Origin of the sequence: Nocardia sp. NPDC056000 (genome assembly GCF_042269265.1) — a bacterium.
In the GTDB taxonomy this organism is placed as follows: Bacteria; Actinomycetota; Actinomycetes; order Mycobacteriales; family Mycobacteriaceae; genus Nocardia.
Map to the genome: position 1 here is coordinate 346,815 of NZ_JBHJXS010000001.1, position 26,401 is coordinate 373,215.

Annotated in this window: 23 protein-coding genes; 6 read left to right on the plus strand and 17 right to left on the minus strand. The window is 66.8% G+C overall.

Annotation, left to right across the window (positions count from 1 at the left end):
• Positions 1-5: 5 nt before the first annotated feature.
• The 4 genes from ACFC4D_RS01675 to ACFC4D_RS01690 all read right to left on the minus strand — a co-directional run bounded on the left by ACFC4D_RS01675 (position 6) and on the right by ACFC4D_RS01690 (position 5,407).
• A complete protein-coding gene (locus ACFC4D_RS01675) occupies positions 6-1,553 on the minus strand; it encodes a serine/threonine-protein kinase (RefSeq protein ID WP_376061207.1) in 1,548 nt (515 codons plus the stop codon).
• 2 nt (positions 1,554-1,555) lie between these two features.
• Positions 1,556-2,836 (minus strand): hypothetical protein, encoded by a 1,281-nt coding sequence (locus tag ACFC4D_RS01680; protein ID WP_376061208.1) that lies wholly within the window; start codon positions 2,834-2,836, stop codon positions 1,556-1,558.
• Entirely contained in the window at positions 2,823-4,319 is a 1,497-nt protein-coding gene (locus ACFC4D_RS01685) for a serine/threonine-protein kinase (protein WP_376061209.1), read from the minus strand. Before ACFC4D_RS01685 ends, ACFC4D_RS01680 begins: the two co-directional genes overlap by 14 nt.
• A 110-nt stretch (positions 4,320-4,429) precedes the next feature.
• Positions 4,430-5,407, minus strand: coding sequence for an alpha/beta hydrolase (locus tag ACFC4D_RS01690; RefSeq protein WP_376061210.1), 978 nt, complete (start codon positions 5,405-5,407; stop codon positions 4,430-4,432).
• 214 nt (positions 5,408-5,621) lie between these two features.
• On the opposite strand from ACFC4D_RS01690, the gene ACFC4D_RS01695 reads away from it, so the two are divergent.
• Positions 5,622-6,032: a hypothetical protein gene (locus tag ACFC4D_RS01695; protein WP_376061212.1), complete on the plus strand. Its 411-nt coding sequence runs from the start codon at positions 5,622-5,624 to the stop codon at positions 6,030-6,032.
• Here the strand turns inward: ACFC4D_RS01695 and ACFC4D_RS01700 are convergent.
• Entirely contained in the window at positions 6,029-7,789 is a 1,761-nt protein-coding gene (locus ACFC4D_RS01700) for an ABC transporter ATP-binding protein (protein WP_376061213.1), read from the minus strand. The genes ACFC4D_RS01695 and ACFC4D_RS01700 overlap by 4 nt on opposite strands.
• 86 nt (positions 7,790-7,875) lie before the next feature.
• Here ACFC4D_RS01700 and ACFC4D_RS01705 point away from each other — a divergent pair, with 86 nt between their 5' ends.
• Positions 7,876-8,322 carry a MarR family winged helix-turn-helix transcriptional regulator gene (locus ACFC4D_RS01705; RefSeq protein ID WP_376061214.1) on the plus strand — a complete coding sequence of 149 codons (447 nt, stop codon included), beginning with the start codon at positions 7,876-7,878 and terminating at the stop codon, positions 8,320-8,322.
• On the opposite strand, the gene ACFC4D_RS01710 is transcribed toward ACFC4D_RS01705, so the two are convergent.
• The 5 genes from ACFC4D_RS01710 to arc all read right to left on the minus strand — a co-directional run bounded on the left by ACFC4D_RS01710 (position 8,319) and on the right by arc (position 16,070).
• Entirely contained in the window at positions 8,319-9,851 is a 1,533-nt protein-coding gene (locus tag ACFC4D_RS01710) for a serine/threonine-protein kinase (RefSeq protein ID WP_376061215.1), read from the minus strand. The two genes, ACFC4D_RS01705 and ACFC4D_RS01710, sit on opposite strands and share 4 nt — an antisense overlap.
• 16 nt (positions 9,852-9,867) lie before the next feature.
• The gene (locus tag ACFC4D_RS01715) at positions 9,868-11,400 is read right to left on the minus strand and encodes a serine/threonine-protein kinase (protein ID WP_376061216.1); all 1,533 of its coding nucleotides are present in this window, start codon (positions 11,398-11,400) and stop codon (positions 9,868-9,870) included.
• Between the two features lie 4 nt (positions 11,401-11,404).
• The gene (locus ACFC4D_RS01720) at positions 11,405-12,673 is read right to left on the minus strand and encodes a hypothetical protein (protein ID WP_376061218.1); all 1,269 of its coding nucleotides are present in this window, start codon (positions 12,671-12,673) and stop codon (positions 11,405-11,407) included.
• Entirely contained in the window at positions 12,673-14,142 is a 1,470-nt protein-coding gene (locus ACFC4D_RS01725; protein WP_376061220.1) for a serine/threonine-protein kinase, read from the minus strand. Before ACFC4D_RS01725 ends, ACFC4D_RS01720 begins: the two co-directional genes overlap by 1 nt.
• A 167-nt stretch (positions 14,143-14,309) precedes the next feature.
• Positions 14,310-16,070 (minus strand): proteasome ATPase, encoded by a 1,761-nt coding sequence (gene arc, locus ACFC4D_RS01730; protein ID WP_375967573.1) that lies wholly within the window; start codon positions 16,068-16,070, stop codon positions 14,310-14,312.
• Between the two features lie 243 nt (positions 16,071-16,313).
• On the opposite strand from arc, the gene ACFC4D_RS01735 reads away from it, so the two are divergent.
• A complete protein-coding gene (locus ACFC4D_RS01735) occupies positions 16,314-16,775 on the plus strand; it encodes a hypothetical protein (protein ID WP_375967574.1) in 462 nt (153 codons plus the stop codon).
• A 41-nt stretch (positions 16,776-16,816) separates the two neighbouring features.
• Positions 16,817-17,242, plus strand: coding sequence for a hypothetical protein (locus ACFC4D_RS01740; RefSeq protein WP_376061222.1), 426 nt, complete (start codon positions 16,817-16,819; stop codon positions 17,240-17,242).
• Positions 17,243-17,370: 128 nt separating this feature from the next.
• Here ACFC4D_RS01740 and ACFC4D_RS01745 read toward each other — a convergent pair whose 3' ends face one another.
• Positions 17,371-18,204, minus strand: coding sequence for a tRNA (adenine-N1)-methyltransferase (locus ACFC4D_RS01745; RefSeq protein ID WP_376061223.1), 834 nt, complete (start codon positions 18,202-18,204; stop codon positions 17,371-17,373).
• Positions 18,205-18,309: 105 nt separating this feature from the next.
• Here ACFC4D_RS01745 and ACFC4D_RS01750 point away from each other — a divergent pair, with 105 nt between their 5' ends.
• Complete coding sequence (locus tag ACFC4D_RS01750) at positions 18,310-19,182, plus strand: RecB family exonuclease (RefSeq protein ID WP_375967578.1); 873 nt, start codon at positions 18,310-18,312, stop codon at positions 19,180-19,182.
• A gap of 82 nt (positions 19,183-19,264) precedes the next feature.
• On the opposite strand, the gene hisG is transcribed toward ACFC4D_RS01750, so the two are convergent.
• The 6 genes from hisG to ACFC4D_RS01780 form a co-directional block, all read right to left on the minus strand.
• Positions 19,265-20,116 carry an ATP phosphoribosyltransferase gene (gene hisG, locus ACFC4D_RS01755; RefSeq protein WP_375967580.1) on the minus strand — a complete coding sequence of 284 codons (852 nt, stop codon included), beginning with the start codon at positions 20,114-20,116 and terminating at the stop codon, positions 19,265-19,267.
• A gap of 87 nt (positions 20,117-20,203) precedes the next feature.
• The gene (locus ACFC4D_RS01760) at positions 20,204-20,467 is read right to left on the minus strand and encodes a phosphoribosyl-ATP diphosphatase (RefSeq protein WP_309230825.1); all 264 of its coding nucleotides are present in this window, start codon (positions 20,465-20,467) and stop codon (positions 20,204-20,206) included.
• A 102-nt stretch (positions 20,468-20,569) separates the two neighbouring features.
• A complete protein-coding gene (locus tag ACFC4D_RS01765; protein ID WP_375967582.1) occupies positions 20,570-21,151 on the minus strand; it encodes a TerD family protein in 582 nt (193 codons plus the stop codon).
• Positions 21,152-21,198: 47 nt separating this feature from the next.
• Complete coding sequence (locus ACFC4D_RS01770; RefSeq protein WP_376061224.1) at positions 21,199-23,001, minus strand: choline/carnitine O-acyltransferase; 1,803 nt, start codon at positions 22,999-23,001, stop codon at positions 21,199-21,201.
• Complete coding sequence (locus ACFC4D_RS01775; protein ID WP_375967585.1) at positions 22,998-23,738, minus strand: class I SAM-dependent methyltransferase; 741 nt, start codon at positions 23,736-23,738, stop codon at positions 22,998-23,000. Before ACFC4D_RS01775 ends, ACFC4D_RS01770 begins: the two co-directional genes overlap by 4 nt.
• 96 nt (positions 23,739-23,834) lie before the next feature.
• Entirely contained in the window at positions 23,835-24,752 is a 918-nt protein-coding gene (locus ACFC4D_RS01780) for an arpA protein (RefSeq protein ID WP_376061226.1), read from the minus strand.
• Between the two features lie 201 nt (positions 24,753-24,953).
• On the opposite strand from ACFC4D_RS01780, the gene ACFC4D_RS01785 reads away from it, so the two are divergent.
• A complete protein-coding gene (locus ACFC4D_RS01785; protein WP_376061227.1) occupies positions 24,954-26,339 on the plus strand; it encodes an NAD(P)/FAD-dependent oxidoreductase in 1,386 nt (461 codons plus the stop codon).
• The last annotated feature ends 62 nt before the right edge of the window (positions 26,340-26,401 follow it).

Below are 26,401 nucleotides of genomic sequence, written 5' to 3' on the forward strand. Positions count from 1 at the left end.
ACGGTTCACAGCGGCACTCCGGGGAACCAGCGATCCACCAATTCCTGACCGGTGACCCCGCCCAACGCCTGCAACGCGCAGAAGTTTCGCGCGGGATCGTCGAACGCGATATCGAGCCTGCCGGTGCGCATCCGGTCGACGCTGGTATCGAGTCCGGACCCGAGGCCCACCCCGGTGCCCCAGACCATCCGCCCATTTCCCGAGGATCGGGTCCACTCTCGCACGCCCAGCACCGATTCGTCGGTGTCGGCATCCAATGTCATCGGACCGCGGTCGACGCGACATACGACGAAGAGCCACATCATGGGGTCGCCATTGCCATTGCAGCGCAACCCCGCGATATCCCCGAGCGGGGCATTGAGTTTGGTGTCGGCGTGGTGCGAGTCCATCGGGGAACAGCGCAGGGCCTGATAGCCACTGCCCATCGGTGCCGGGGGCAGCAGTGCGGGGAAAGCCTGCACCATGAAACCGTAAGCACCCCAGGATCTGTCGATCGGCGCGACCGCGGTGGTGGCGACGGGGACGGCGACCGGCGCTTGGGGCGGGCTCGCGAACCACGGCCGGGGCCAGCCGAGCACACCGGCCACGAGTACCGGCACCGCGAGCAGCGCGAGCAGGATGGCGGCGCGCGCACGCCAGCCACCCCGCGCGGGCCTTCCGTGCCATACCGTCCGCCCCGCCCACCACCGGAGTCCGGGCCCGCCGCTCCCGCCGGTGTCCACCGCCGCGGCGACGGCCCGCGCCAGCTCCTCGGCCGAGTCATAGCGCCGCTGCGGCGATTTCGCCAGGGCACGCGCCATCACCTCGTCCAGCGCGGTCGTCAGCCGCGGATTTCGCTGCGACGGCCGGGGCGGCGGCTCGGTGAGATGCGCCCGGATCTGCGCCGCCGGGCTGGTTACCGGGAACGGCACCGTCCCGGTGAGCAATTCGAACAGGGTGCAGCCCAGCGCGTACACATCGGCCCGGTGATCGACCGCCGTGCCCGAGAGCAGTTCGGGCGCACCGTAATCCAGGGTGGCCAGCATGGTTCCGGCCTCGGTCAGAGCTTCGGTCTCGGCCATCGACCGGGCCACCCCGAAATCCGAGATATAGGCCAGATCCGTATCCCCGGAACGGGATTCGATCAGGATATTGGCGGGCTTCACATCCCGGTGCAGTAGCCCGGCTCGATGCGCCGCGTCGAGCCCGCGCGCCACATCGGTCACGATGCGCACCGTCCGCGCCGCGGGCACACCGTCTGGGTGCCGCCGAATCAGTTCCGCCGCGTCGATACCGTCGACGAATGCCATGGCCAGCCACAGGCAGCCGCGCTCCACACCGCGGTCGTACACCCGCACGATATTCGGATGCTCCAGTCGGGCAGCCAATTCCGCTTCGCGAACGAAACGCGCGGTGAATTCGAAATCCTCGGTCGGCGGCAGCACCTTGAGCACATCGCGCCGGGGCAGGCGCGGATGCGCGGCCAGATACACCCGGCCGCGCTCACCACCGGCCAGCACGCGTTCGATGCGGTATCCGGCGAAGGTCTGCCCGGGCAGAGGTAATGCGGCCATCGTCAGTCACCGTTCACGAGCAGGCCGTACTGGGCGGAGAGGCGTTGCCGCAGATCGGTCAGATCGGGACCGATCAACATCGCCTGGTATCGGCCGTGCAGCAGTCGGCAGGCATAGCGCAGATGCCACTGCATGCTCGCCGATGTGTCCTCGGCACAGTAGATATCCGGCACGCCCGAGGGTCCCGCCGCCGGACGTTTGCCCGCTCCCGTGGAGTAGTCCCGCACGGCCGCCGCGTACGCCAGACGCGCCGCCGTCGCGGAGGAATACCGCACCAGCTGGGTCAAGCCGATGACGGCCTCGAGTTCGATCCCGGTATCGCGCGGTGAGTGATTGCTCCACAGCCGCGCCGCGTGCGGGCCGTACACCACTCCTTCGCCGCGGATGACCTCGGACCAGGCCGCATCGGGCTGCGGGACATTCGCCACGACGACCGGATAGGGCCAGTGGCCGGGCGCCTCGGGCACGATGCGCGCCAGCATGCCATCGCGATCCAGCGGCAAGGCGGCTATCCGGTCGCGCGGAGTCACCACGAAGTTCCGGAGCCTGGGGAGTTGGGCGTCGAACGCTTTGCGCGCCAGCGACATCAGAGCCGTGGCATCCGGGGTGGTCTCACCGGCGTAGAGACTCACCACGAAGTCGCCGGTGGCGATGGTCGCCGCCGCGGTCGGCACGCCCGGACGCCAATGTGCGTGCGCGGCAGGATATCCCGGCACCGTGAGCGGGACGTTCTGCGCGCTGACCGCGACGTCGACGGCATCGATATCGCGGGCGGCGCGCTGGGCCGCATCGGCATCGGGGAAACGGAGGATGAGCAGGGACAGCACCCTGGCCGCACCGACCGACGGTTCGAAACCCACCTTCGGCTCGGTGCCGCCCACCGCAGCTCCCGCCAGCATGCCCTCCCGGTCGAGCACCGCGCGCACGGGAGCGGCCAGCAACAGGGTGGCCTTCGCCGTTGTCGGCAACAGATGCAGGCCGTTGGGGCCGAGCACACCGGACAGGATCGGATCGGCGTCGACCGGGTCGATGAGCGCCTCGGCGATGCGCACGGATTCGACCACCCGGCCGTACTGTTCACCGCCCGCCGGTTCCTCCAGGCGGCGAATGCCGAACGCGCCCACGTCCAGCGCGGCGGGATCCGGATACTGCCCGATGGGCGTGCCTGGCACCGTGCAACCGCTGACCGACAGGACCACACCCACCGCGAGCGCCATGACAGCTCCGAAGGCGCGGCGCACCACCTCTCCGGAACGGCGGAGCGCGTTGTCAGAACGGCGCATTCGGCCACCACCTCGCGCGCAACTCGGCGCCGGTCGCGGCGCTGCCGAGCACCTCCAGGCGGCAGTAATTGCGGGAGGGATCGTCGAAATACACGTCCAGCACCCCGACGCCTCGATTATCGAGAACGGTGCCGGTCTCATTCAATACGCCGATGCCCCAGAACAAATGGCCCGACCCCGACGGCCGAGTCCAGCGCTCATCGCCTTCGGCGACCGCGATACCGAAATCCGTCGAAATGGGTGACCTGTCGGCATTGCAGGTCAGGAAGACCGAGTAGACCGGATCCGAATTCCCGATGCAGTACAGCTGCCCCTCGGCCACCGGTGTCGCCCATGAGTCGGCATCACCCTCGCCGATCGGAATGCATCCGGTGAGTTCCTGATAGCCGCTGCCGTACGGCGTCGGCGGCAGCAACTCCGGAAAGGTCTGCGCCATATAGGCGTAGGCACCCCAGTACGCGGGATCGATGGTGCCGGTCACCGGCTTGACCGAGGTCGAATCCGGATGTGCGCCGCCCGAGAGCGATCGGACCGCGAACGCGCCCATGACGATCACCGCGATCAGCAGCGCCACCGCCACGGTGAGTCGCCGAGTCGACACCGCGCCGCGCAGGCGCGGTATGACCCGCCGGTGTCGAGGCGTCTGTTCGACCACGCCCTCCAACGCCGCGGCCGCCGCGGCGGCCAGCGCGGCACAGCTCTGATACCGATCAGCGGGCCGCTTGGCCATCGCCCGCGCCACGACCGCGTCGAATCCCTTCGGCAGCGCGGGATTCAGTGCCGAGGGGCGCGGTGGATCCGCATGCATATGCGCGTACATCAGCGAGCCGGGCGCATCATGCACGAACGGCAATGATCCGGTCAACAGCTGAAAGAGCGTGCAGCCCAGCGCGTACACATCCACGCGATGATCGATCGGGTCGTCATCGAGCTGCTCCGGAGCCGCGTACGCCAGCGTCCCGGTGAAACCGCCGGCCGCGATGGCCGCCGAATCCTCTGCCGCACTGGCGATTCCGAAATCGGTCACCAGCACCCGATCCGGCTGTCCGGGCTGTTCGTCGATGAGTATGTTGGCGGGCTTCACATCCCGGTGCAGCAGTCCGGCGCGGTGCAGTTCATCGAGCCCGCATGCCGCCTCGGTGAGCACGTGCACGATTCGTTCGGGCGGTACCGGCCCGCGCCGGATCACCTCGGCGAGGTTCACCCCGGCCACATATTGCATGGCGATCCACAGCCGGCCCGCCGATTCGCCTCGATCGTGCACCGCGACCAGGTTCGGATGTCGTACGCGCGCAGCTATTTCCGCCTCGCGCAGGAAACCCTCCCGATATCGCGGCGCGGAACGTTCGGCGGACAGCACCTTCAGCGCGTCATATCGAGGCAGGCGCGGATGCGTGGCGAGGTAGACCGTACCCATTCCGCCCGTACCCAGCAGACGTTCGATTCGGTAACCCGCGAAGGCGGTACCCGCAGCGATATCCAACGGGTCCCCTCCCGCGACCAGCACTCCCGCCTCGCCGCTCGAACAGACTGCGCGACAAGGCTTCCGGACGGACTATAACAGTGCCGGACGGTATTCTCCGGGATCGGCGATCAGGCGTTCAGGGCCGCGAGGATGGCGGGGCGGGCCTTCCAGAGTTCGGCTTCCCAGTACTTCCAGGTGTGGATGCCGGAGGCGGGGAAGTCGAAGGTGGCGGGGATGCCGAGGGAATTCAGGCGGGCCTGGAAGGATCTGGTGTTGACCAGGGCCACCGCTTCGATGCCCATGCTCACACCGGTGTCGAAGACCTGGGCCACGCTGGCGGGGCGATCGTCGGGGCCGGGCAGGGCGCTGCCCGCGGAGATGTACATGGGGAGGCTCTTCAGCTGGGGTGCGAAGACGAAGGGGTCCATGCGCAGCCATGCGGGGCTCCACGGGGCGGCCATGGCGTCGATGTTGTATGCGCCCCAGCGCAATACGGCCACGCGAACGGCTTCGCGCATACCGGGGGCGGAGATGTTCAGGGCTCCGGAGAAGGTTCCGGCGAATTTGAACTGGTCACGGTGGAAGGCGGCGAGCATGAGCGCGGCACCGCCGCTCATGGACAGCCCCACCACGGCGTTATTGGTGCGCGAGACGCCGTAACCGGCGAGGAAATCGGGAAGTTCCTTGGTGAGGAAGGTTTCCCAGCGGTACGTGTACTTCTGGCCATTGGTATTGCTGGCCGAGGCCCAGTCCGTGTAGAAGCTGGATTGGCCGCCCACCGGCATCACCAGGGTGACATCGTCGTCGCCGAACTGTTGCAGGGCATTGGTTTCGAAGGACCAGGCGTTGCGATCGTCCCGGGCCGCCATACCGTCGAGCAGATACAGTGCCGAGCCGCCACCGCGTTTGGCCCACTGCACCTGCACCTTGACCGGGCCCATACTCGACGGGACCATCAATTCCTCGAAGCCACCGGCGGGCGCGCGATGCACCGGACCCGATATCGGTGCGGCCGATGCCGTCGGCGGGGCGGCCACCGCGGCCGCGAGCGGAATGGCAAGAGCCGCCGCGGTTATCGCGAGCAGGCGTGCGGAATCGAAACGCATCGGGACTTCCCCTCCAGGTGCCCATCATCCGGTCATGCAGCCAAATACACTGCACACCAGCAGAACTCGTTCACTCGACAATCCCCCGACGGTCGAGGTAGACCGTATGCGATACCTCGGGTTATGACAACACGAACATCACGATGCAACGTTTGCCGGGACGCGCACGATGGATGATCGACGCCGTATGGCATTCGAATTCGATGGAGGGGTAGTGCAGACAAGCGTTCGAAACATCACCCGCCTCGCCGCCACCGTGGCCGCGACCGGAACGGCCCTGGCCTTCGGCGCGGGCGTGGCGGCGGCCGATGACTGGCCGCAGCAGCAGCCGAACAGCCCGATCTACGTGATCGAGACCAAGAACTTCCTGACACCCACCGATATCGGGTACTGGAATCCGCTCGATTCCAGCCCCCGGCTCACCTCCCCGTACGGCACCAGCACGCGCATCGTGTGCACCGGATTCCACGGTGTGTCCACGGGCTGCTGGCAGGCCGACGCGGACGGCAACCCGCACAAGCTGATCGCGTTGCCGTTCAACTTCCCGTCCTTCACCGGATCGGGCGCGCCGGGTGGCGGCGCCAGCCATTACGTCTACCCCGGATTCATTCCGGGCAGCGGTTAGGCCACCGCCAGCACCTCATCGCGGGCGAGCAGATCGGCGTAGAAACCGTTGCGCGCCAGCAGTTCCGCGTGTGTACCGCGCTCCACCACGCGACCGTGGTCGAGCACCACGATCTGATCGGCATTGCGGATGGTGGAGAGCCGGTGCGCGATGGTGATCGTCGTGCGGCCCTGCGACAGCGCGTCGATGGCGGCCTGGACCTCGCGTTCGGTGCGGGTGTCCAGGGCGCTGGTGGCCTCGTCCAGCACCAGGATCGGCGGGTTGCGCAGGATGGCGCGCGCCACCGCCAGGCGCTGTTTCTCACCGCCGGAGAAGCGGTAGCCGCGTTCGCCGACCTTGGTGTCATAGCCGTCGGGCAGCGAAGCGATGTGCTCGTGGATCTGGGCGGCGCGCGCGGCGGCGTACAGCTCCTCGTCCGTCGCATCGGGTTTGGCGAAGCGCAGATTCTCCGCGACCGAGGCGTGGAACAGGTAGGTCTCCTGGGAAACCACGCCGACGGTGGCGGACAGATCCGCGAAACTCAAGTCCCGCACATCGATTCCGTCGACGGTGACCGCACCGGTGCTCGCGTCGTACAGCCGCGCGGCCAGATAGCCGAGAGTCGTCTTGCCCGAACCGGTTTCGCCGACGATCGCCAGGCTGGTCCCGGCGGGAACGCTGATATCGATATCGTTCAGCACATTCCGATCGGCGGGATCGTAGGCGAACCCGACCCGATCGAACCGCACCGCGCCGGTCACGCCCGCGGCGGGCAGCGCCACCGGATGCTCCGGTTCGGCGATTTCCGGTCGCAGATCCAGATATTCGAAGATCCGCCCGAACAGCGCCAGCGAACTCTGCACCTCCACACCGGTGGACAGCAGCATGACCGCGGGCCGCAGCAATCCGGCCTGCAGGGTGGTGAATGCCACCAGCGTGCCGATGGATACCAGCGGATGTCCCGCCGCGACAGTCAATCCCGCCGCCCAGTAGACGACCGCGGGCATGGCCGCCATCACGATGGTGATGGTCGACTGCCGCCACCGGCCCGCCATATTGGAGCGAATCTCCAAGTCCACCAGGCCCCGTGACTCACGGGAGAAATCATCGACCAGTGCGGGCGAACGACCCATGGTGCGGCCCAGCAGGATTCCGCTCACCGATAGCGATTCCTCGACGATCGCGGACATGCCGGCGAGCTGCTTCTGCCGCTCCCCGGTGATGCGGCGGCGCTCGGAACCGACCTTGCGACTGATCCATACGAAGAACGGCAGCATGAGCAGCGATACCAGGGTGAGCCGCCAGTCCAGCGCGAACATGGCGATCACGGCGGCGAACACCGAGGTGAAATTGGAGATCAGCGAGGTCGCGGTCGAGGTGACCGTCGATTGCATCCCGCCGATGTCATTGGCGATACGCGATTGCACCTCACCGGTGCGGGTCGCGGTGAAGAACGCGAGCGGCATGGACTGCAGCCGCGAGTAGACCGCGGTCCGCAGATCATGCATGACCTGCTGGCCGACCGCGGTCGACAGATAGGTCTGCCAGACGCCGAACACGGCGGTGAGCGCCGCGACGGCGATCATGCCCGCCGCCAGCGCGGTCAGCAGTCCGGTACGCCCCTCGGGCAGCGCGGTATCGATGACCCCGCGCACCATGAACGGCGAGGCCAGTCCCACGATCGAGGACAGGCCGACCAGCACGCCGACGACGGCGAGCCGGGAACGATAGGGATGGAACAGCCGGAGTATCCGGCGAAGTTCGGATCGGGCAGCCATAGGCGCCTCCTTCCAACGGGAATCTCTCCCCATAACTGAGCTAGGCTCACAATTATTCCACATGACAGTGAGCTATGCTCAGCAATATGGAGAAGGTATCCGAAGGCGACCTGCCCGACCTGTTCCTGCGCACCGCCAAACGCATCCGGCACAGTCAGATGGCCAACCTCGCCCCCCTGGGCCTGACACCCGCCCAGGCCCGCGCGCTGCGCACCCTGAGCCGCGCGGGCGAACCCCTGCGCATGTCCGACCTCGCCGAGCGCCTGGGCATCGTCCCGCGCTCGGCCACCACCGTCGTGGACGCCCTGGAAGCCGCGGGCCTGCTCACCCGCACCCCCGACCCCACCAACCGCCGCGCCACCCTCGTAGAACTCACCGACGCGGGCCACACCCTGCTCACCCGCATGTCCGAGGCCCGCGTCCAAGCTGCCCGCGACCTCTTCTCGACCCTGTCCCCCGACCGCCGCGAAACCCTGCGCGACATCCTCGCCGAACTCGACACCGCGAATTCGATATCGCGCGAACAGAGTTAGATCGGCGCGTCCTGCCACCAGCGATCGAAAAGGTCCTGACCCGAGGTACCGCCGTAGGCCACCAGGCGGCAGAACCGGTGCGCCGCATCGTCGAACGAAACCGCCACCGTTCCTGCCGGATCACCGGCCGGACTCGGCATATCACCCCAGCGCACCTGTCCGCTCGCGGAGCCACGCCGCCACGCCTGATCACCGACCGAAGTCGCCTTGGCGTCCAGTTCCGAGGCATCCATCGCACTGCGATCGGCATTGCAGCGCACAGTCAGCAGATACACCGGATTCTTGTTGCCGCCGCAGGACAACAGATTCGAGCCGGTCGCGGGAACGCCGATGTCGGCCGGACGGCTATCGGAATCCAATGCGGCACAGTGAATCGATTGATAACCGGCACTTTCCGGCGCGGAGGGCAACAGCGCCGGAAAGGCTTGCGCGATATAGGAATAGCCGCCCCACGGCGACGCCGGATCCGCCACGCTGCTCGTCGCACCGGTGGTCGCGGTTGCGGCGGTCCCGCCACCGGATGCTCGATGGGACGAGATCGCGACCGCCACAACGGTTCCCAGTACGGCAACCGACAGCACCATCGCGACGATGAGACCGCGCCGACCAGGAACGCCTCGCCCCGCCGATGCGACCGCGGTCCGATCGTGATTGCCACCGGCCGATCCGCCATACCGTTGGACGACCGGCTCATCCATGCCCAATGCCGCTGCGGCAGCGCCGGCGAGGGCACCGCAACTCCGATAGCGGTGCTCGGGCCGCTTGGCCAGGGCGCGGGCGATGACATCGTCCATCGCCTGCGGCAGTGCCGGATTCAGGTCGGTGGGCCGCGGCGGCGGATCCATCAGGTGTGCGTGCATGACCGCGACCGCGGACGGGCGCGGAAATGGCTTCGCACCGGTCAGCAGTTCGTAGAGCGTGCAGCCGAGCGCGTACACATCGGTGCGCGCGTCGACCGCTCCCGCGGCCAGCTGTTCCGGTGCCGCGTACGCCAGCGTGGCGAGCACCGTCCCGGTCGCGGTGAGCACCGTGCCGCCCGCACCGCGACCGATGCCGAAGTCGGTGACGAGCACCCGATCCGGTTGCCCGGCACGAGATTCCACCAGCAGGTTCGCCGGTTTCACGTCTCGGTGCACCACGCCCGCGCGATGCGCCTCATCCAGTCCCGATGCCGCCTGCTCGACAATACGCAGCGCTCGTTCCGGTGCCAGCGCGCCCCGGCGCAGCAGGGCGGCGGCATCGGTTCCGTCGATGAGCTGCATGGCGATCCACAACCGCCCCTCCGCCACCCCACGATCATGGACGGCGACGATATTCGGGTGATTCAGGCGCGCGGTCAGATCCGCTTCGCGCGCGAATCTGGTCCGGAACTCGACATCGTCACCGTGTTCGGCCGACAACACCTTGAGCGCGTCCACTCGCGGCAGGCGCGGATGCCGGGCCGCGTAGACGGTTCCCATGCCGCCACCGCCCAGTACCCGCTCTATCCGGTAGTCGCCGAATACCGAGCCCGGACGCAACTCCACCACCGTCGAACCTCATCCCTCACAGCGGCACATCGCGCCACCAGCGATCCACCAGTTCCTGCCCGTTCGCCCCGCCGAAAGCCGACAGATAGCAGAAGTTCCGCGCCGGATCGTCGAATCCGACCTCCAGCGAACCCATATCCGAATCGTCGATCGGCTCGTTCCCCCAGACGATTCGGCCGCTGTCCGCGCCGCGCTGCCAACGGGTGTCGCCGAGCTGCACCTGTCCCAGGTATCCGCGCAGCGAGGTCGGCGTGCGACTGGTATTGCAGATCACCGCCAGGGTATTGAGCGGATTCTTATCGCCCCGGCAGAATATTGTGGCCAGCGACTCGGGCCGGACAGTCGGATCGAGCATCTTCCACTCCTTGTCCACAACCTGGCACCGAATCCCCTGATACCCACCGGCTGCGGGGCTCACGGGCAGCAATTTCGGAAACGCCGCCACGATGAACGCGTACGCACCCCAGGTCAGCCCCGCCTGACCCGACGAGGTCACGGTCGGGACGGGACTCGCTGCCGTGGTCGGCGCGGCGGCACTCGGGCCCGAATGCGCTGTGCGCCCGGCGAATCCGAACCAACCCACACCCGCCAGCGCCAGCGCGACGACCACGGCCAGGACCACCGGCGTTCGTACCGCGCGCCGTCGACGCGGCCGATCGATTGCCGGGACCGGCGCGGGGCGGTGCGCCACGGTGGCAACAACATTCGGCGTATCGAAGGCCGCTGCGGCAGCGGCCGCCAGTTCCCCGCATGAGCGATAACGGGAATCCGGCCGTTTGGCCAGGGCACAGGCGATCACTTCGTCGAGCGCGGCCGGGAGAGCGGGATTGTGCGCGCTCGGGCGGGGCGGCGGATCGGTCAGATGCGCCCGCATGATCCGCACGACATCCGCGTGCGGATACGGCTTGGCACCGGTCAGCAGCTCGAACAGGGTGCAGCCCAGCGCGTACACGTCCGCCCGATGATCCCGGGCAACCCCGGTGAACTGTTCGGGTGCGGCGTAGGCGAGGGTCACCAGGACCGTTCCGGTATCGGTCAGGACGGTGGACTCCGCGGCCGTACCGGCAATCCCGAAATCGGTGACGTAGACCCGTGGCGGACCGTCCGGGCGTGACTCCAACAGTATGTTCGCCGGTTTCACGTCCCGATGCAGCACCCCGGCTCGATGCGCCTCGTCCAGCCCACGGGCGGCGTCGGTGACGATACGCACCGCCGATTCCGGAGCGATACCGCTCGGATGGCGGGCGATGAGTTGTGCGGCATCCTCACCGTCGACGAATTGCATTGCGATCCATTGCGAATCGTCCTCGACCCCGCGGTCGCGGATCGCGACGATATTCGGGTGGTCGAGCCGTGCCAGCACATCGGCTTCCCGCGCGAATCTGGCGCGGAACTCCGGTTCGTCGCCCGCGGCAAGCACTTTGAGTGCATCGGCGCGCGGAAGTCGCGGATGTTCGGCCAGATACACCACGCCCATGCCGCCGCTGCCGAGCACACGGATTATCCGGTATCCCGCGAAAACCGTTCCCGCACTCAGTATTCGCACCATGGCGCTAGTCGCCCCTCGCCAGCAGACCGTACTGTGCCGCGACTCGCTGTAGCGTGTTCGTCCGCTCGGCACCCGACAGCACCGCGATATAGCGGCCGTAGAGAACGCGGCAGGTGAATCTGGCGGTGTCCATCGGAGGCTTGTCGGACGCCTGCGTGCATTGCGCATCCGCGAGCCCGGTAGGGCCCGGTATGACATCGGCCGCCGCATCGGTGCGCACCGCCCGGGCGTACGCGGACCGGGCGGATTTCACATCGGTGAATCGGATGAGCGCGGTCGTTCCGGTGAGCGCGAACGCATCTCGCTTGCTCTGCGCCGCGTCCGTGACCATCCCCCCGTCCGCGGTGCGTTTGAACGACAGGTAGGTGGCGCGCGGCCCGAAAACGATGCCCACCGGATTCAATCCACCCTGCCAGCCCGCGATCCGCTGCGTGGTCGTCATGGCCACCGCTGGATACGTCCAGCGCCGGGGTGCTTCGGGCACCATGCGCGCGAGCATGCCGTCCCGGTCCAGCGCGAGCTGGGTCAGACGGTCGGGCGGGGTGGCGAGGAACTCTCGCAGGCGCGGCAACTGCGCGTTGAAAGCCTTGTGCGCCAAGTCCGTCAGTGCGCCCAGATCGGTGGTGGTATGTGCCACGAGCAGACTGATCACGTACGAACCTTCTGCCAGCGTCGCCGCCAGCGTGGGTGCGGTGGGACGCCAATGACCGTGCGCGCCAGGATGATCCGGGATGCTCACCGCCACATTCTCGGCGCTCACCGCCGCGTCGGCGGCGTCGATGTCCCGGGCGGCCCGCCGCGCCGCCTCGGCATCGCCGAAGCGCAGCACGACCGCGACCAGTTGGCGCATCCCGCCGACCCGCACCGCGCCCGTCGCCGAATCGCGATCGCGCGCGCCCGTCGCCACACCGGCCACCATGCCCTCGCGCTCCAGTACCGGACGCACCGCGTCCGACAGCAGCACCGTGGCCGTCGCCGGAGTCGGCAGCGGTACGACACTGTCACCCTCGAGCAGAACGCTCAGGGCCGGATCGGCTTCGACCGGATCGAGCAGGGCCTCACCGAGCCGCACCGATTCCAGCACCCGGCCATAGCGCTCGGCGTCGTTCACCGGAGTCGCCAGCGGGACGCTGCTGTAGCGACCCATATCCAGCGCCGTCAGATCGACATGTTCGGGCTCCGGATTCCCCGACACGGTGCAGCCCACCGTCAACGCCATGAGCGCGACGGTGAACAATGCTCGGACGTGACCGATCCGCGCGGTCCTCGCCATCACAGCGGCGCATCCCGCCACCAGCGGTCACGCAGCTCCGCACCGCCGGTCCCGCCCACCACCTGTATTCGGCAGAAGTTCCGATACGAATCCTCGAACAGCACCTCGAGGAAGCCGATCGGCTGACCCAGCGGATGCGAGATGAAGTCCGCCGAATCCAGGCTGTGACCCCAGAACACATGACCGCTGCCGGAGGACCGCTGCCAGGATTCATCGCCTTCGACCGTGTCGAGCAACGGACCGGGCAGAATCGCCTTTCGATCGGTCCGGCACACCACATCGACGCCCTCCACCGGATCACGATTGCCGAGACACACCATTCGCACCTCGGCGACCGTGGTGAAGAGTGAGATCTGGTGATCGCCCTCATCCATGGGCTGGCAGATGGACAATTCCTGATAGCCCGCGCCGATCTGCGAGGGCGGGAGCAATCGGGGAAACAGCTCGGCGATATACCCGTACACGCCCCAGCGATCCGGATCGACACTCGCGGGATCGACTGCCAGGAACTTCCGCGCCCCCGCACCGTCGTCCCTGCTCGTGACGAGCGCCGCGGCCACAGTGACGGCGGCGACCAAGGCGATGATCGCGGCACCGAGCAGCCACGGCCGACGCGATCGAGCCGGGGTTCGCGCCCTGCCGTAGACGGCATCGCGCGCCGCGGCCGCGAACGCGCCACAGCTCTCGAAGCGATCCCCCGGCTGTTTCGCCATGGCGGACGCGATCACCCGGTCCAGGGCCTTGGGCAAGGCCGAATCATGCTGCGAGACAAGGGGCGGCGGATCGTGCAGATGCGCGTAGATGATCGCACCCGCACCCTCCCGCCGGAATGGAACCGTGCCGGTGAGCATCTGGTACAGCGTGCAACCCAGGGCGTACACGTCGGCCCGGTGATCCACCGTATCTCCGGCGAGCTGTTCCGGCGCGGCATACGCGAGCGTCCCGACCGTGCCGTGTGCGGACAGCGTGGCGGAATCGTCTGCGGCGCGGGCGATCCCGAAGTCGGTTACCAGCACCCGCTCCGCGCCACCGTTCGAGGCGGCGATCAGGATATTCGCGGGCTTCACATCCCGATGCAGCAGTCCGGCGCGATGTATCTCGTCGAGCCCCGCCGCCGTCTCGTCCAGAATGCGCAGCGCTCGTTCGATATCGAGCGGACCCTGCCGCAGCAGCCCGGCGAGATCCGTCCCGGCGATGTACTGCATGGCGATCCACAGCCGCCCGTCCTGCTCGCCGCGATCGTGAATCGTCACCAGATTCGGATGTTGCAGGCGCGCGGCGATTTCGGCCTCACGAAAGAACCCGGAACGGAAGCCGGCATCGCCGCTGCGTTCGGCGGACAGCACCTTCAGCGCGTCGAACCGATCCAAACGGGGATGCCGGGCGAGGTAGACCGTACCCATCCCGCCGCTGCCCAGCTCCCGCTCGATGACATAGCCGGAAACCACACTGCCCTGGGCGAATTGCACCCGGAACCCTCCCCCGCGACACGCTCTCGCCGACCACAGCGACCGTGGCGGCGTGCCTGCATACGATACGCCGCACGGTACAAACCCGCATGCGATATCGAACCCGCCGGTCCGGAAATACGAAAGGGGCGCGCCACCAATGGTGGCGCGCCCCTGACGATTCCGATTTACAGGTACTGACCCGTATTCGACTCGGTGTCGATGGCGCGGCTGGCGGAGGCGTTCTTGCCCGTCACCAGGGTGCGGATGTAGACGATCCGCTCGCCCTTCTTGCCCGAGATACGAGCCCAGTCATCGGGATTCGTGGTGTTGGGCAGGTCCTCGTTCTCAGCGAACTCGTCGACGATGGAGTCGTAGAGGTGCTGAATGCGCAGACCCGGGTTGCCCGATTCCAGAACCGATTTGATGGCGTACTTCTTGGAGCGGTCCACGATGTTCTGAATCATGGCGCCGGAGTTGAAGTCCTTGAAGTACAGGACTTCCTTGTCACCGTTGGCATAGGTGACCTCCAGGAAGCGGTTGTCCTCGCTCTCGGCGTACATCCGATCCACCACTCGCTCGATCATGGCCTTCACGCACTTGGCGCGCTCACCATCGAATTCGGCGAGATCGTCCGCGTGCAGCGGCAGCGTCTCGGTGAGGTACTTGGAGAAGATGTCCTGTGCCGCTTCGGCATCCGGACGCTCGATCTTGATCTTCACGTCCAGGCGGCCGGGCCGCAGAATGGCCGGGTCGATCATGTCCTCGCGGTTGGAGGCGCCGATGACGATGACGTTCTCCAGGCCCTCGACACCATCGATCTCCGAAAGCAGCTGCGGCACAACGGTGGTCTCCACATCGGAGGAGACACCCGAACCGCGGGTGCGGAAGATCGAATCCATCTCGTCGAAGAACACGATCACGGGGGTGCCCTCGGAGGCCTTCTCCCGAGCCCGCTGGAAGATGATCCGAATATGACGCTCGGTCTCACCGACGAACTTGTTCAAAAGCTCGGGGCCCTTGATGTTCAGGAAGAACGACTTGGCTTCCTTGGCATCCTCACCGCGCGCCTCGGCGATCTTCTTGGCCAGCGAATTCGCCACAGCCTTGGCGATCAACGTCTTACCGCAACCGGGAGGGCCGTAGAGCAGCACACCCTTGGGCGGCCGCAGCGCGTATTCGCGGAACAGATCCTTGTGCAGGAAAGGCAATTCCACCGCATCGCGGATCTGCTCGATCTGGCGCCCGAGGCCGCCGATATCGTGGTAATCGACATCGGGCACCTCCTCCAGCACGAGATCCTCGACCTCTGCCTTGGGGATTCGCTCGAAGGCGAAACCGGCCTTGGTATCGACCAGCAGCGAATCACCCGGGCGCAGTTTGCGAATGGGGCGATCCGGATCTTCCATATCGTCCACGTCGACGAGCGCGGAGAGCGGGCCGGACAGCCACACCACTCGCTCCTCGTCGGCATGACCGACAACCAGTGCTCGACGGCCGTCGTCGAGAATCTCGCGCAGCGTGCCGATTTCGCCGATTGATTCGAACTTGCCGGCCTCGACCACGGTCAGTGCCTCGTTGAGGCGCACGGTTTGACCGTAGATGAGGGTGGCGGTATCGATATTCGGCGAGCACGTCAAGCGCATCTTGCGTCCTGAGGTGAACACGTCGACCGTCTGATCGTCATATACACCAAGCAGAACGCCGTAACCGCTCGGTGGCTGACCGAGCCGATCGACTTCCTCACGGAGAGCGACGAGTTGCTGTCGCGCTTCCTTGAGGGTGTCCATGAGTTTGGTGTTGCGAATTGTCAGCGAATCAACGCGCGCTTCCAATTCCCGTGAGCGATCCGGCGAGTCGGCGAGTTGCCTCCGGAGTGCAGCCGCCTCGGCGCGGACGGCCTCGAGTTCCCTCCAGGCCGCCGAGTCCGAATGTTCGTTGGGGCTCATGATGCTGCTCCTCCCAGTCCCGGTCTATCAACGCTACCGGGCGATACTCGTTCTCGCTTTCCGACATGGTTTCGTCGTGATCACATCTAGGCTGCGGCTAGCGGACCGGACGGACATGTTAGCCTGCCCTAACATGTTTCCGGTGAGTTAATCACCGGCCGATCCGAAAGGGTGCCGTTGATGCTCCTTCCCACCAGTCGAACTTCTGGTATGCGCAACGCCTCGCGGACGCTTCGTGTTTCCGTGGCTACCGTTGCGGCGGCCCTCGCCGTTACCGCAACCCTGGCTGGCTGCGGCTCCGATGACAAGACCTCCACCGACTCCGCGGCCACCACCTCGGCCGCGGTGACCAAGGCGGCCACCGCGCCCGCACCGACCGCCGAGCAGCTCCAGGGCGTGCTGACCGCGTTCGCGGATCCGGCGAAACCCGCCGCGGACAAGGCGAAACTCGTTGTCGACGGGGACAAGCGGATCTCACTCATCGAGACAATGAACCAGGGTCTGGCACATTACGCGGTGTCTTTCACCGTCGGCGAAATCAAGCAGACCGGCGATAAGGCCGATGTGAAGGTGTCGGTCGTATCCCCGCACGGCACCATGGCCGATGTGCCGATGTCGTTCCAGTACGTGGACGGCACCTGGAAGCTCGCCGATTCGGGCGCGTGCACCATCCTCGGTATGGCGCGCGCCGCCTGTCAGCCGTAATACCCAGCAGTAACCGCTCCGATCGAAAGGCTCGACCGCTCATGCTCGCTCGCTCCGCCCGCATCACCCTGGCCGCCCTCGGCGCGAGTCTCGCGCTCGTCTCGGGTGCGGGATTCGCCAGCGCCGATTCCCCCGCGCCCTCGCCGGAGGAGTTGCAGTCCACCCTGGAACGCTTCGTCGACCCGAATATCGCCACGGTCGACAAGGAGCAGCTCATGGTGGGCGGCGATCGGCGCGCGAGCAATATCGACACCATGACCTCGAAGCTCGGCAATTACGGCAAGATCGGCTTCGGCGTCTCGAACATCCAGGTCGACGGCGATAACGCCAATGCCTCGGTCGCGGTCATCTCCCCGCACGGCACCATGCCGGGCGTGCCGATGTCCTGGCAGCACACCGCCGCGGGCTGGCAGCTCTCGGAGAGCACCGCGTGCACCATCCTGTCGATGGGCCGCGCTCCCTGCTGATGCGCACGGGGTGAAAACCCGCACGGGCTGAAAAACTCTCGGCCCGGAACACACGAATGTGCCCCCTTTCCAAGCGGAAAGGGGGCACATCGTGTTGAAAAGCATGCGAGGCAGGCCGATTCGCGGTGTCAGCCCTTACCGGCGCGACGCTGCGGCTTGGGCGCGACCACACCGTCGGCGAGGCGGCGGGCGGTCACCAGGAACGCGGTGTGACCCTGCATGCGATGCTCCGGGCGCACGGCCAGGCCGACCACATGCCAGCCGCGGACCATGGATTCCCAGGCGCGGGGTTCGGTCCAGCATTCCTGGCGGCGCAGATGCTCGACCACCTCGGACATCTGCGTGGTGGTGGCCACGTAGACCATGAGCACACCGCCGGGGACCAGCGCCTTGGAGACCGCGTCCAGGGTGTCCCAGGGCTTGAGCATGTCCAGGATGACCCGGTCCACCTGCGGACCGGAGTACTCGGCGACATCGCCGAGGGTCAGTTCCCAGTTGTCCGGACGCTCACCGAAGAAGCGCTCGACATTGCGGACGGCGTGTTCGGCGTGATCCTCGCGGATCTCCCAGGACACGACCTTGCCCTCCGGGCCGACCGCGCGCAGCAGCGAACAGGTCAGCGCGCCGGAGCCCGCGCCCGCCTCGAGCACGGTCGCGCCGGGGAAGATATCGCCCTCGTGCACGATCTGCGCGGCGTCCTTGGGGTAGATGACCGCCGCGCCGCGCGGCATGGACAGCACGTAGTCGGTCAGCAGCGGCCGCAGCGCGAGGTAGGCGGTGTTCTTGGCGGAGGTGACCACGCTGCCCTCATCCGCGCCGATCAGATCGTCGTGGGCGATCTCGCCCGCATGCGTGTGGAAGGTGCCGCCCTGCGCCAGGATCACGGTGAACTTGCGTCCCTTGGCGTCGGTCAGCTGCACCCGGTCGCCGATCTGGAAAGGCCCGGTCCGTCTGGCCGTCATGAATCTCCGTTCTGGTTCGACCCCGGCGCATGCCGAAAGTCGCTGCGATTTTGCTGCGTGAATCAGGTTCGCACCTTGTCGGTGCCTGCGTTTAGCCTGCCAGGTATGTCGGTACCCGCGATCACTACCCCGGACTCAGCGGGCGCCCAGCCGCGCAGGCTCGCACTCTCACCTTCGCGCGCAATGGATTTCAAACAGTGCCCGCTCAAGTATCGGCTACGCGCGATAGACAAGATCCCGGAGGCCCCCGCCCGGGTCGCGGTGCGCGGCACGCTCGTGCACGCGGTGCTCGAGGCGCTCTTCGGACTGCCCGCGCCCGAACGCGATCTGGCACACGCCGGAGATCTGATCGCGCCCGCCTGGACCCGCCTGCTGGAATCGCGCCCCGAAACCGTCGACCTGATAGCCGAAGAGGAACTGCCCGGCTTCCTGGCCGAGGCGTACGACCTGGTGCGGGTCTACTTCAACCTCGAGGATCCCACCGCCTTCGAACCGCAATCGCTCGAGGCGTTCATCGAGACCGATCTGCCCGATGGCACTCCGCTGCGCGGTTTCGTGGATCGAATCGACCGGTCCCCCGATGGATTACTGCACGTCATCGACTACAAGACCGGCCGCTCCCCCAGTCCGGAACGCGAAACCCGGGCGCTGTTCCAGCTCAAGTTCTACGCCCTGGTGCTAATGCGCACGCTCGGCGCGGCCCCGGCCGAACTTCGGCTCATGTACCTCGCCGATGAGCAGACCCTGAGCTACGAACCCGATGCCGAGGAGTTGCTACGGTTCGAGCGCATTGTCTCCGCGCTCTGGCAGGCCATCGAATCCGCCTCCAAGACAGGCGATTTCCCGCCCAGCCGATCCTGGCTCTGCCAGTACTGCGATTTCAAGCCGCTGTGCCCGGAGTTCGGCGGCACCCCGCCGCCGTATCCGGCCATCGCCGCACCCGACACCATCACCGTCCTCACCGAAACGGCCGACTGAGCATCGAAGACAGCCTCGCCCGCCGCGAAACCGCGGCGGGCGAGGCTATTTCGCGTTCGCTCTTTCGCGCGGACGCGACCGATCAGAACGCGCGGCAGGAGCGAATATCGGTGGCCAGGATGGCCTTCGCGCCCAGATCCGCGAGCTTGTCCATGAGCTCGTTGCCGTTCTTGCGCGGCACGAGCGCGCGAACCGCGACCCACTCCGGATCGCTCAGCGGTGCGATCGTCGGGGACTCGAGGCCCGGGGTGATCTCCACGGCCGCGTCGAGCAGCGACTTGGGGCAGTCGTAATCGAGCATCAGGTACTGCTGCGCGAATACCACGCCCTGGATGCGCGCCACCAGCTGATTGCGGGCCTTATTGCGCTGATCCGCACCCTTGGCCTCGATGAGCACACCTTCGGAATCGCAGAGCGAATCGCCGAACGCGACCAGGTTGTGCTGACGCAGGGTGCGACCGGAGCCGACCACATCGGCGATGGCATCGGCCACACCGAGCTGAATCGAGATCTCGACCGCGCCGTCGAGGCGAATGACCTCGGCCTCGATGCCACGCGACTTCAGATCGCTGAGCACCAGATTGGGGTACGAGGTGGCGATGCGCTTGTCGTAGAGATCCTCGACCTTCCATTCGCTGCCCGCGGGGGCGGCGTAGCGGAAGCTGGAGTTGCCGAAGCCAAGGGCCAGGCGCTCCTGTACCGGCGCGCCGGAATCCAGGGCGAGATCGCGCCCGGTGATGCCGAGATCGAGCTCACCGGAGCCGACGTAGATCGCAATGTCCTTGGGGCGCAGGAAGAAGAACTCGACCTGGTTGGCATTGTCGAGCACGCTCAGATCGCGGGCGTCCTTGCGGCCGCGGTAACCGGCCTCGGCGAGGATGGCGACGGCGGATTCGGACAGCGAGCCCTTATTTGGGACGGCGACGCGAAGCATAGATATTCCTTTCGGGACGGGTGGGGGGACGTGAGGACAGTGGACGCGGGGTTGTCGGCCGCACGGGCTGTGCGGTGAAACGGCGCATCACAGATGTCGGTACACGTCTTCGAGCCGCAGACCGCGGCCCACCATCAGCACCTGAACCCAATAGAGCAGCTGGGAGATCTCCTCCGACAGCGACTCGTCACTCTCATGTTCCGCGGCCAGCCATACTTCGCCGGCCTCCTCCAGTACCTTCTTGCCCTGCGCATGTACACCGGCGTCCAGAGCGGCGACGGTTCCGGACCCCTCGGGGCGGTTTACTGCACGATCCTGTAGCTCGGCGAACAGGGCTTCGAAAGATTTCACGGTAAGTGATTGTCGCAGATCGCCACCCCTGCCCCATGAACCGGCCGGTCCGGGCGGTTCACCCGCAGGGCGGGAACCACCCGGACCGGAGCGAATCCCAGGTCAGGCCATGGCGAATCGCAACAGGGCCTGCATATCGCCCTGCTTCACCTTGCCCTTGCGGTCGAGCACCTCTAGCTGCCAGGCCGGGCCGTTGCGGAAGGCGCGGGCGATGGCATTGGCGTTATCCGCGCCGAGCAGCGACGGCCAGATATCGGCGACCTGCTGGGTGCTGCCACCGGTCGCGTCGTAGATCTTGAAGGACACATTGTTGGCCTTCTCGAAGCTGCTGCCCTTCTTGAAGGCGGCCGCGACGAAGATGATGCCGTCGATGGCGGGCGGCACAGTGGCGAAGGTGACATGCACGGTCTCATCGTCACCGGAGGCCGCGCCGGTCTGCTCATCGCCAGTGTGCTGCACCGAACCGTTGCCGAAGGGGTCGAGGGAATCGAGGCCCGCGAACCGCACGGGTTCGCTGCCCTGCATGAGCACTGCGATCAAATCCAGGTCGACGCCTTTTTTGCGCCGAGCGATACCGAGTAGTCCACCACTGCTGCCCGAGGAGGGATCCCAGCTGACCCCGACGCTCATCTTGGTGATGCCGCCGAGATCCGCTGCGCCGTCTTCTTTCTTGAGCGTAATCACGATTGTCACGTTACCGACAAATCAGACAGCAGTGGCGGGCTCCGAACTCATCCGGCCAGCAGCTTCTCCAATTCCGCTGCGGCCGTGCGCAGTTGAGCGGCGAAGTCGTGCATCTGCTGCGCCACCGACTTCGGGGTGGCCAGGTAGAGGTTCCAGCGATCGGGCAGCAGCACGTACGCGATACCGATGCAGGTCGGGCTCGTCGATCCGAAACCGAAGTACTGGATGTTCACCGACGGAGCCGAACTGGTGCTCAGATAGTCATCGCGGGTGATCTTCCAGCCGGGGCTGTCGTAGAACGCCATCGGCGCGGTCGCACCGAGCTGCTCACCGCGCCGCCGCTGAATCCACTCGAGTTCCCACAGGTGCTGTTCGGGAGCCTCCCCGCGCTGGCACTCCTGCGCCCGCCGCACATGCGCCGTGGCGGCCGCCCGCACGGCCTCACGCTTGCGATCGTCATCGGCGGCCGGATTCTCCATGGCGGCAATGAATTCCAGGATCTCCGGGGTCACCACGCGCATGGCCTCGGTGCGGCCGTTGCGGAACTGCCGGGTCGCGATCGACTCGTAGGTCGCACCCGTCAACCCCTTGCTGCGCCGATGCGCGAGCTGATAGCTCAACTGCGCGAAGGCATCCGGGGAAATACCGAGGGTCTTGATATGCCCGGTGCCGAACTCGAAGGACACCGTACTGGTGGCGGTGTCCAGCGCGAACTGCGAAAACGACGCCGCCGCGGCCGAGGTCACCGACCGCTGCGCCGCATCGAGGGTGAACTCGATGGGTTCGGCGGCGGGCAGACCCTGCGGCTGCGCCCCGGACTGCGCGGCGTGATCGGCGACCGAGGTCTCCAGCAGCGTGTCCACGAACGACAGGATGGTGGTGCCGTCCAGCCCGCAGTGCTCGACATTGATACCGGTCCGGCCGTCGGCGAAGACGATGAACGACACCGCCTTGTCGAACCAGCGATTACCGCTGTCCCCGTGCAGGAGTTGATCGCACGCATGCAGGGTGTCGCGCGGGCTGAAATCCTCCAGGCAGACGCAGAACAGCGCGGTTTCGATGGTCTCGAACGCCGCGGCGTTGACCGGCCGCAGCTGCTGGTACAGCGGGGCCCAATCCTTGCGCGCCAGGGTGGTGAGATGTCCGGCCGAGGTGTTCACCGGTGCGCGCCGCGATCCGGCCTTCATGACCCCGAGCAGTCCGGCGGTCAGATCCTCGGGGCTGTACGGCACGCCGTCCGCCCCGAGCACATCCATCCGGAACATGTTGCCGCGGTACAGGACAACGATATGGCCCGCCTGCGACGGCCCCGGCCACTCATCGGTGTACGGCACCCGCACGGTGTCCTGCGGAGCACCCGGAATCCGGGTCTCGGAGAACAGGAACTTGTTCTGCGCCATATTGAGTTTCTGCCCGCGCTGGGTGACCGGCGGGATCTCCTCGGCATCGAGGCGCAGCTTGTAGTTCACCGCCGCGGTGACCAGTGCCGAGGCCCGCTCCGCCTGTCCGGCGGAGGTGGAGGACGCGAGCACGGTGTCATCGCGGAACAGGAAGAAGAAGTTGGCGTTCAACGCGATTCGGTCCCGGCGCCCGAGGTAGCGCGAGGGCCAGAATTCGTCCAGCCAGCTGCCGACGTCGGGTTCGGCGTCGAACCGCTGCAGATCCGCGTGCAGGGTGCGGGCCGGGCTGTCGGGGCGCAGCAGATCCTCGACGGCCGCCGCGGTGGCGGCGTACTCGTCGCTGGAGAGCAGCGGGGCGGACCAGTGCAGGAAGCGAGTGCAGCTCTCCTCCAAAGTGGGGAGCGGCACCCGCGGCAGCTGATCGTCGTGGGCGAAGGTCCGTTCGCTCAATGCAGGTCCTCGTGGTCGAAGGATAGGTTCGGGCGGGACAGGTGGAGCTGGGCGTAGAGCCAGCCATCGGATTCGTAGCCTTGCGTATCGATTCCATTGGCCGCCAGTGCATTACACACCTGCGCCTGCTCCTCCGGCGAGGCGAACCGGCGTTGCCGGAAGGCGCCGGGCGCGAGTTCGGTGTGATAACCGAGTGCGGCCAGATGTGCGGCTATGGGATCGAAGGAGAACATGCGCAGTACGAAATGCGCCATCCAGGGCAGCTTTCCACCATGGGCGCGGGCCACCCGCAGCAGGGTGTGCTCGGTGACATAGCCGACGCAGCCGGTGGAGATCACCAGATCGGCGGTCGCCAGGACGCGGCGCTGGGCCTCGGTGGGATCGGCGGCCTCCAGATCCGCGTGCACGGTGTCGTGCAGCAGTCCGGCAGTGCGGGCGTAGTCCAGCGCGACACCGGAGGCGTCCATACCCAGGAATCGGACACCGGGTAGCTGATCCTCCTCGGCCAGGCGAGCGCGGTCGCGGGCCCGCAGATCGGGCGGGGTGGGTTCGGCGTAACTGTCGAACAGGTCGGACATGGTGGTGTCCAGGCGCAGCAGGGCCGCGTTCACCCCGTACGAACAGCCGATATCGAGCACGGTCGGGCTCGTGATGCCGGTGGCCGCGTGGTGGTCGGCCAGCAGCTGCTGGAAGTGTGGTTTCGCCAGTTCCGGTATCCGATAGTCCAATTCGGACATTCGGGCGTAGTACGCACGAGGGTCGGGGCTCTCATAGATATCGTCGAACGACGCTTTCCCAGTGCTGTGTAAGGAAACCGGCACGTGGTCCTCTTCTCAGTCGAGCAGGCGGTCGCCGCGGACAGCATCGGCCGCGAGATGATCGGGCAGCACGCGCCCGAACAGTTGCCGGGTGCGCTCGGCGGTGCCGATGACGCCCTGGGAATCGCTGTAGGCGAAGATCGCCGAATGCCGCTGCACGGTGCCGCCGACGGGCGCGACGCGGTGCAGCGAGAACCGCCCCTGGAACAGTTGCAGGTCGCCGGGGCGTAGTTCCAGCCGCCGGATGAGGTGGTCGCCGTGGCCGGTGAGCACCGCGCGCACATCGTCGAGGTGCTCGGCCTCGCGGGAGCGAATATTCGGGCAATACTCGAACACCCCACCGGCTTCCGGCTCCTGGGTGAGCATGCTGACGGTGAACTCATTGGTGTCGAAATGCCACGGATGCGACATACCGGGCGCGACGACATTGAGGCACAGGCCCGCCAGCGGATCGGTGTACTCGTGCAGCGCGTCCAGGCCGAAACACTCGGCGATGAAACGCTGGAAGCGCGCATCGGTGTAGAGCCGGTGGATGAGCGCCTCGCGCGGGATCAGATCCCTTGCGACGAAGGCATTTCCACGTCGCAGCACGATGCGGCCCGGATGATCGGCGGGTAGGTCGGCATCGATCGGGATGTTGTAGGCGTTGACGTTCTCGACCGTGTAGTAGGCGTGCGGTGCGAGCGCCACGCCCTCGGTGCGCATGGTCTCGACCTCATCGGGCCGAATGAAACCGCGCAGTACGGTGCAGCCGTCGGCGGCCAATTCGGCGCGCGCGGCCGCCACCGCGGCATTCCACCCGGCGTCGCCGGGCGAGTCCAGCGGATAGCGGGCGATGTCCACACCGGGGACAGCACTGCCCGCCGGCGCGGCCGCCACCACCCCGGCGCCGTCCGTATCGCACACGTCTGCCCTACCCCCTGTCGCAACCATGTCGATCATTCTGGCGGGCAAACCGACCGACACGCCCGGGATGTACCGGGATTGTGGATATTCACTATTCCTGTGCACCAAGAGTTTTCATGCGCCAATCCGGCGCGGCCGCCGCATCGCGCGCCCGGCCGGTTCCCACTCCCCGGGACCATCCGAAAATGCCGGTGGCCGAATGCTCGGAGATAGCTCAGGATGTCTGATATGTCCTTTGTCAATGGTTCGGTGTCGTATTGGTTCCGTGAGCTCGCCCCCGTCGACCCGGGAGCCCCGCTGTCCGGGCACACCCAGGCCGACGTGTGCGTTATCGGAGCCGGATACACCGGATTGTGGACGGCCTACTACCTGAAGCAGGCACAACCTGACCTGCGAATCGTAGTACTGGAGAAGGAATTCGCCGGATACGGCGCCTCCGGCCGCAATGGCGGCTGGGTTGTCGGAGAGATAGCGGGATCGGCGCAGGCGTACGCCCGCGTCCACGGCCGCGATGCCGCGGTGCGGTTGCAGCGCACCATGTTCGACACCGTCGAGGAGATCGTGAAGGTCGCGGCGGCCGAGGGCATCGACGCCGATGTGATCAAGAGCGGACAGCTGACCGTGGCCCGCAACGACGCGCAGCGGGCGCGGCTCGGCGACACCCTGGCGCATGCGCGCGAATGGGGTTGGGGCGAAGACGATCTCATGACCGTCCCCGCCGACGACCGAATCCGCGTCGCCGGAGCCACCGGGGCACTGTGGACACCGCACTGCGCGCGCGTGCAGCCCGCGAAACTCGCACGCGGACTTGCCGATACGGTGCGGGCGCTCGGGGTGCGGATCTACGAGAACACCACGGTGGAATCCGTACGCCCGCGCACGGCGTCCAGCCCGGCCGCCGCGATCACCGCGCGCGGCACCGTCACCGCCGAGTACGTCATCCGCGCCACCGAGGGCTTCACCGCGACTTTCGCTTCCAGCCATCGTGATTGGCTGCCGATGAACAGTTCGATGATCGTCACCGAACCGCTGCCCGATGCGGTGTGGCGCGAAATCGGCTGGCAGGGCAGCGAATTGCTGGGCGATATGGCGCACTACTACATGTACGCCCAGCGCACCGCGGACGGCCGGATCGCCTTCGGCGGGCGCGGAAAGCCGTACCGATACGGCAGCCGCATCGATGCGGACGGGCGGACCCAGCAGTGGACCGTGGACGTCCTGCGCGCGATGCTCACCGACTTCTTCCCCGCCACAGCCGAAGTCCCACTCGCACATGCCTGGTCCGGGGTGCTCGCGGTCCCGCGCGACTGGTGTTCCAGTATCGCCCTCGACCACGACACCGGCCTGGGCTACGCGGGCGGCTACACCGGGCACGGTGTGGCGACCACCAATCTGGCCGGTCGCACCCTGCGAGATCTCCTGCTGCGCAGGGATACCGAGCTCACCGCACTGCCGTGGGTCAACTGGCGGATGCGCCGCTGGGAACCGGAACCCTTGCGCTGGATCGGCGTACAGCTCATGTACAGCCTGTACCGAGCGGCCGATCACCGCGAAACCCGCCTCGGGCACACCTCCCGCATCGCGCGAATGGCCGATCTCATCTCGGGTCGCTGACACTCCGCCCTGCTCGCGGCCGTCGTCGCGAGCAGGAACGTTCCGCCCGAACGGCACCGGTG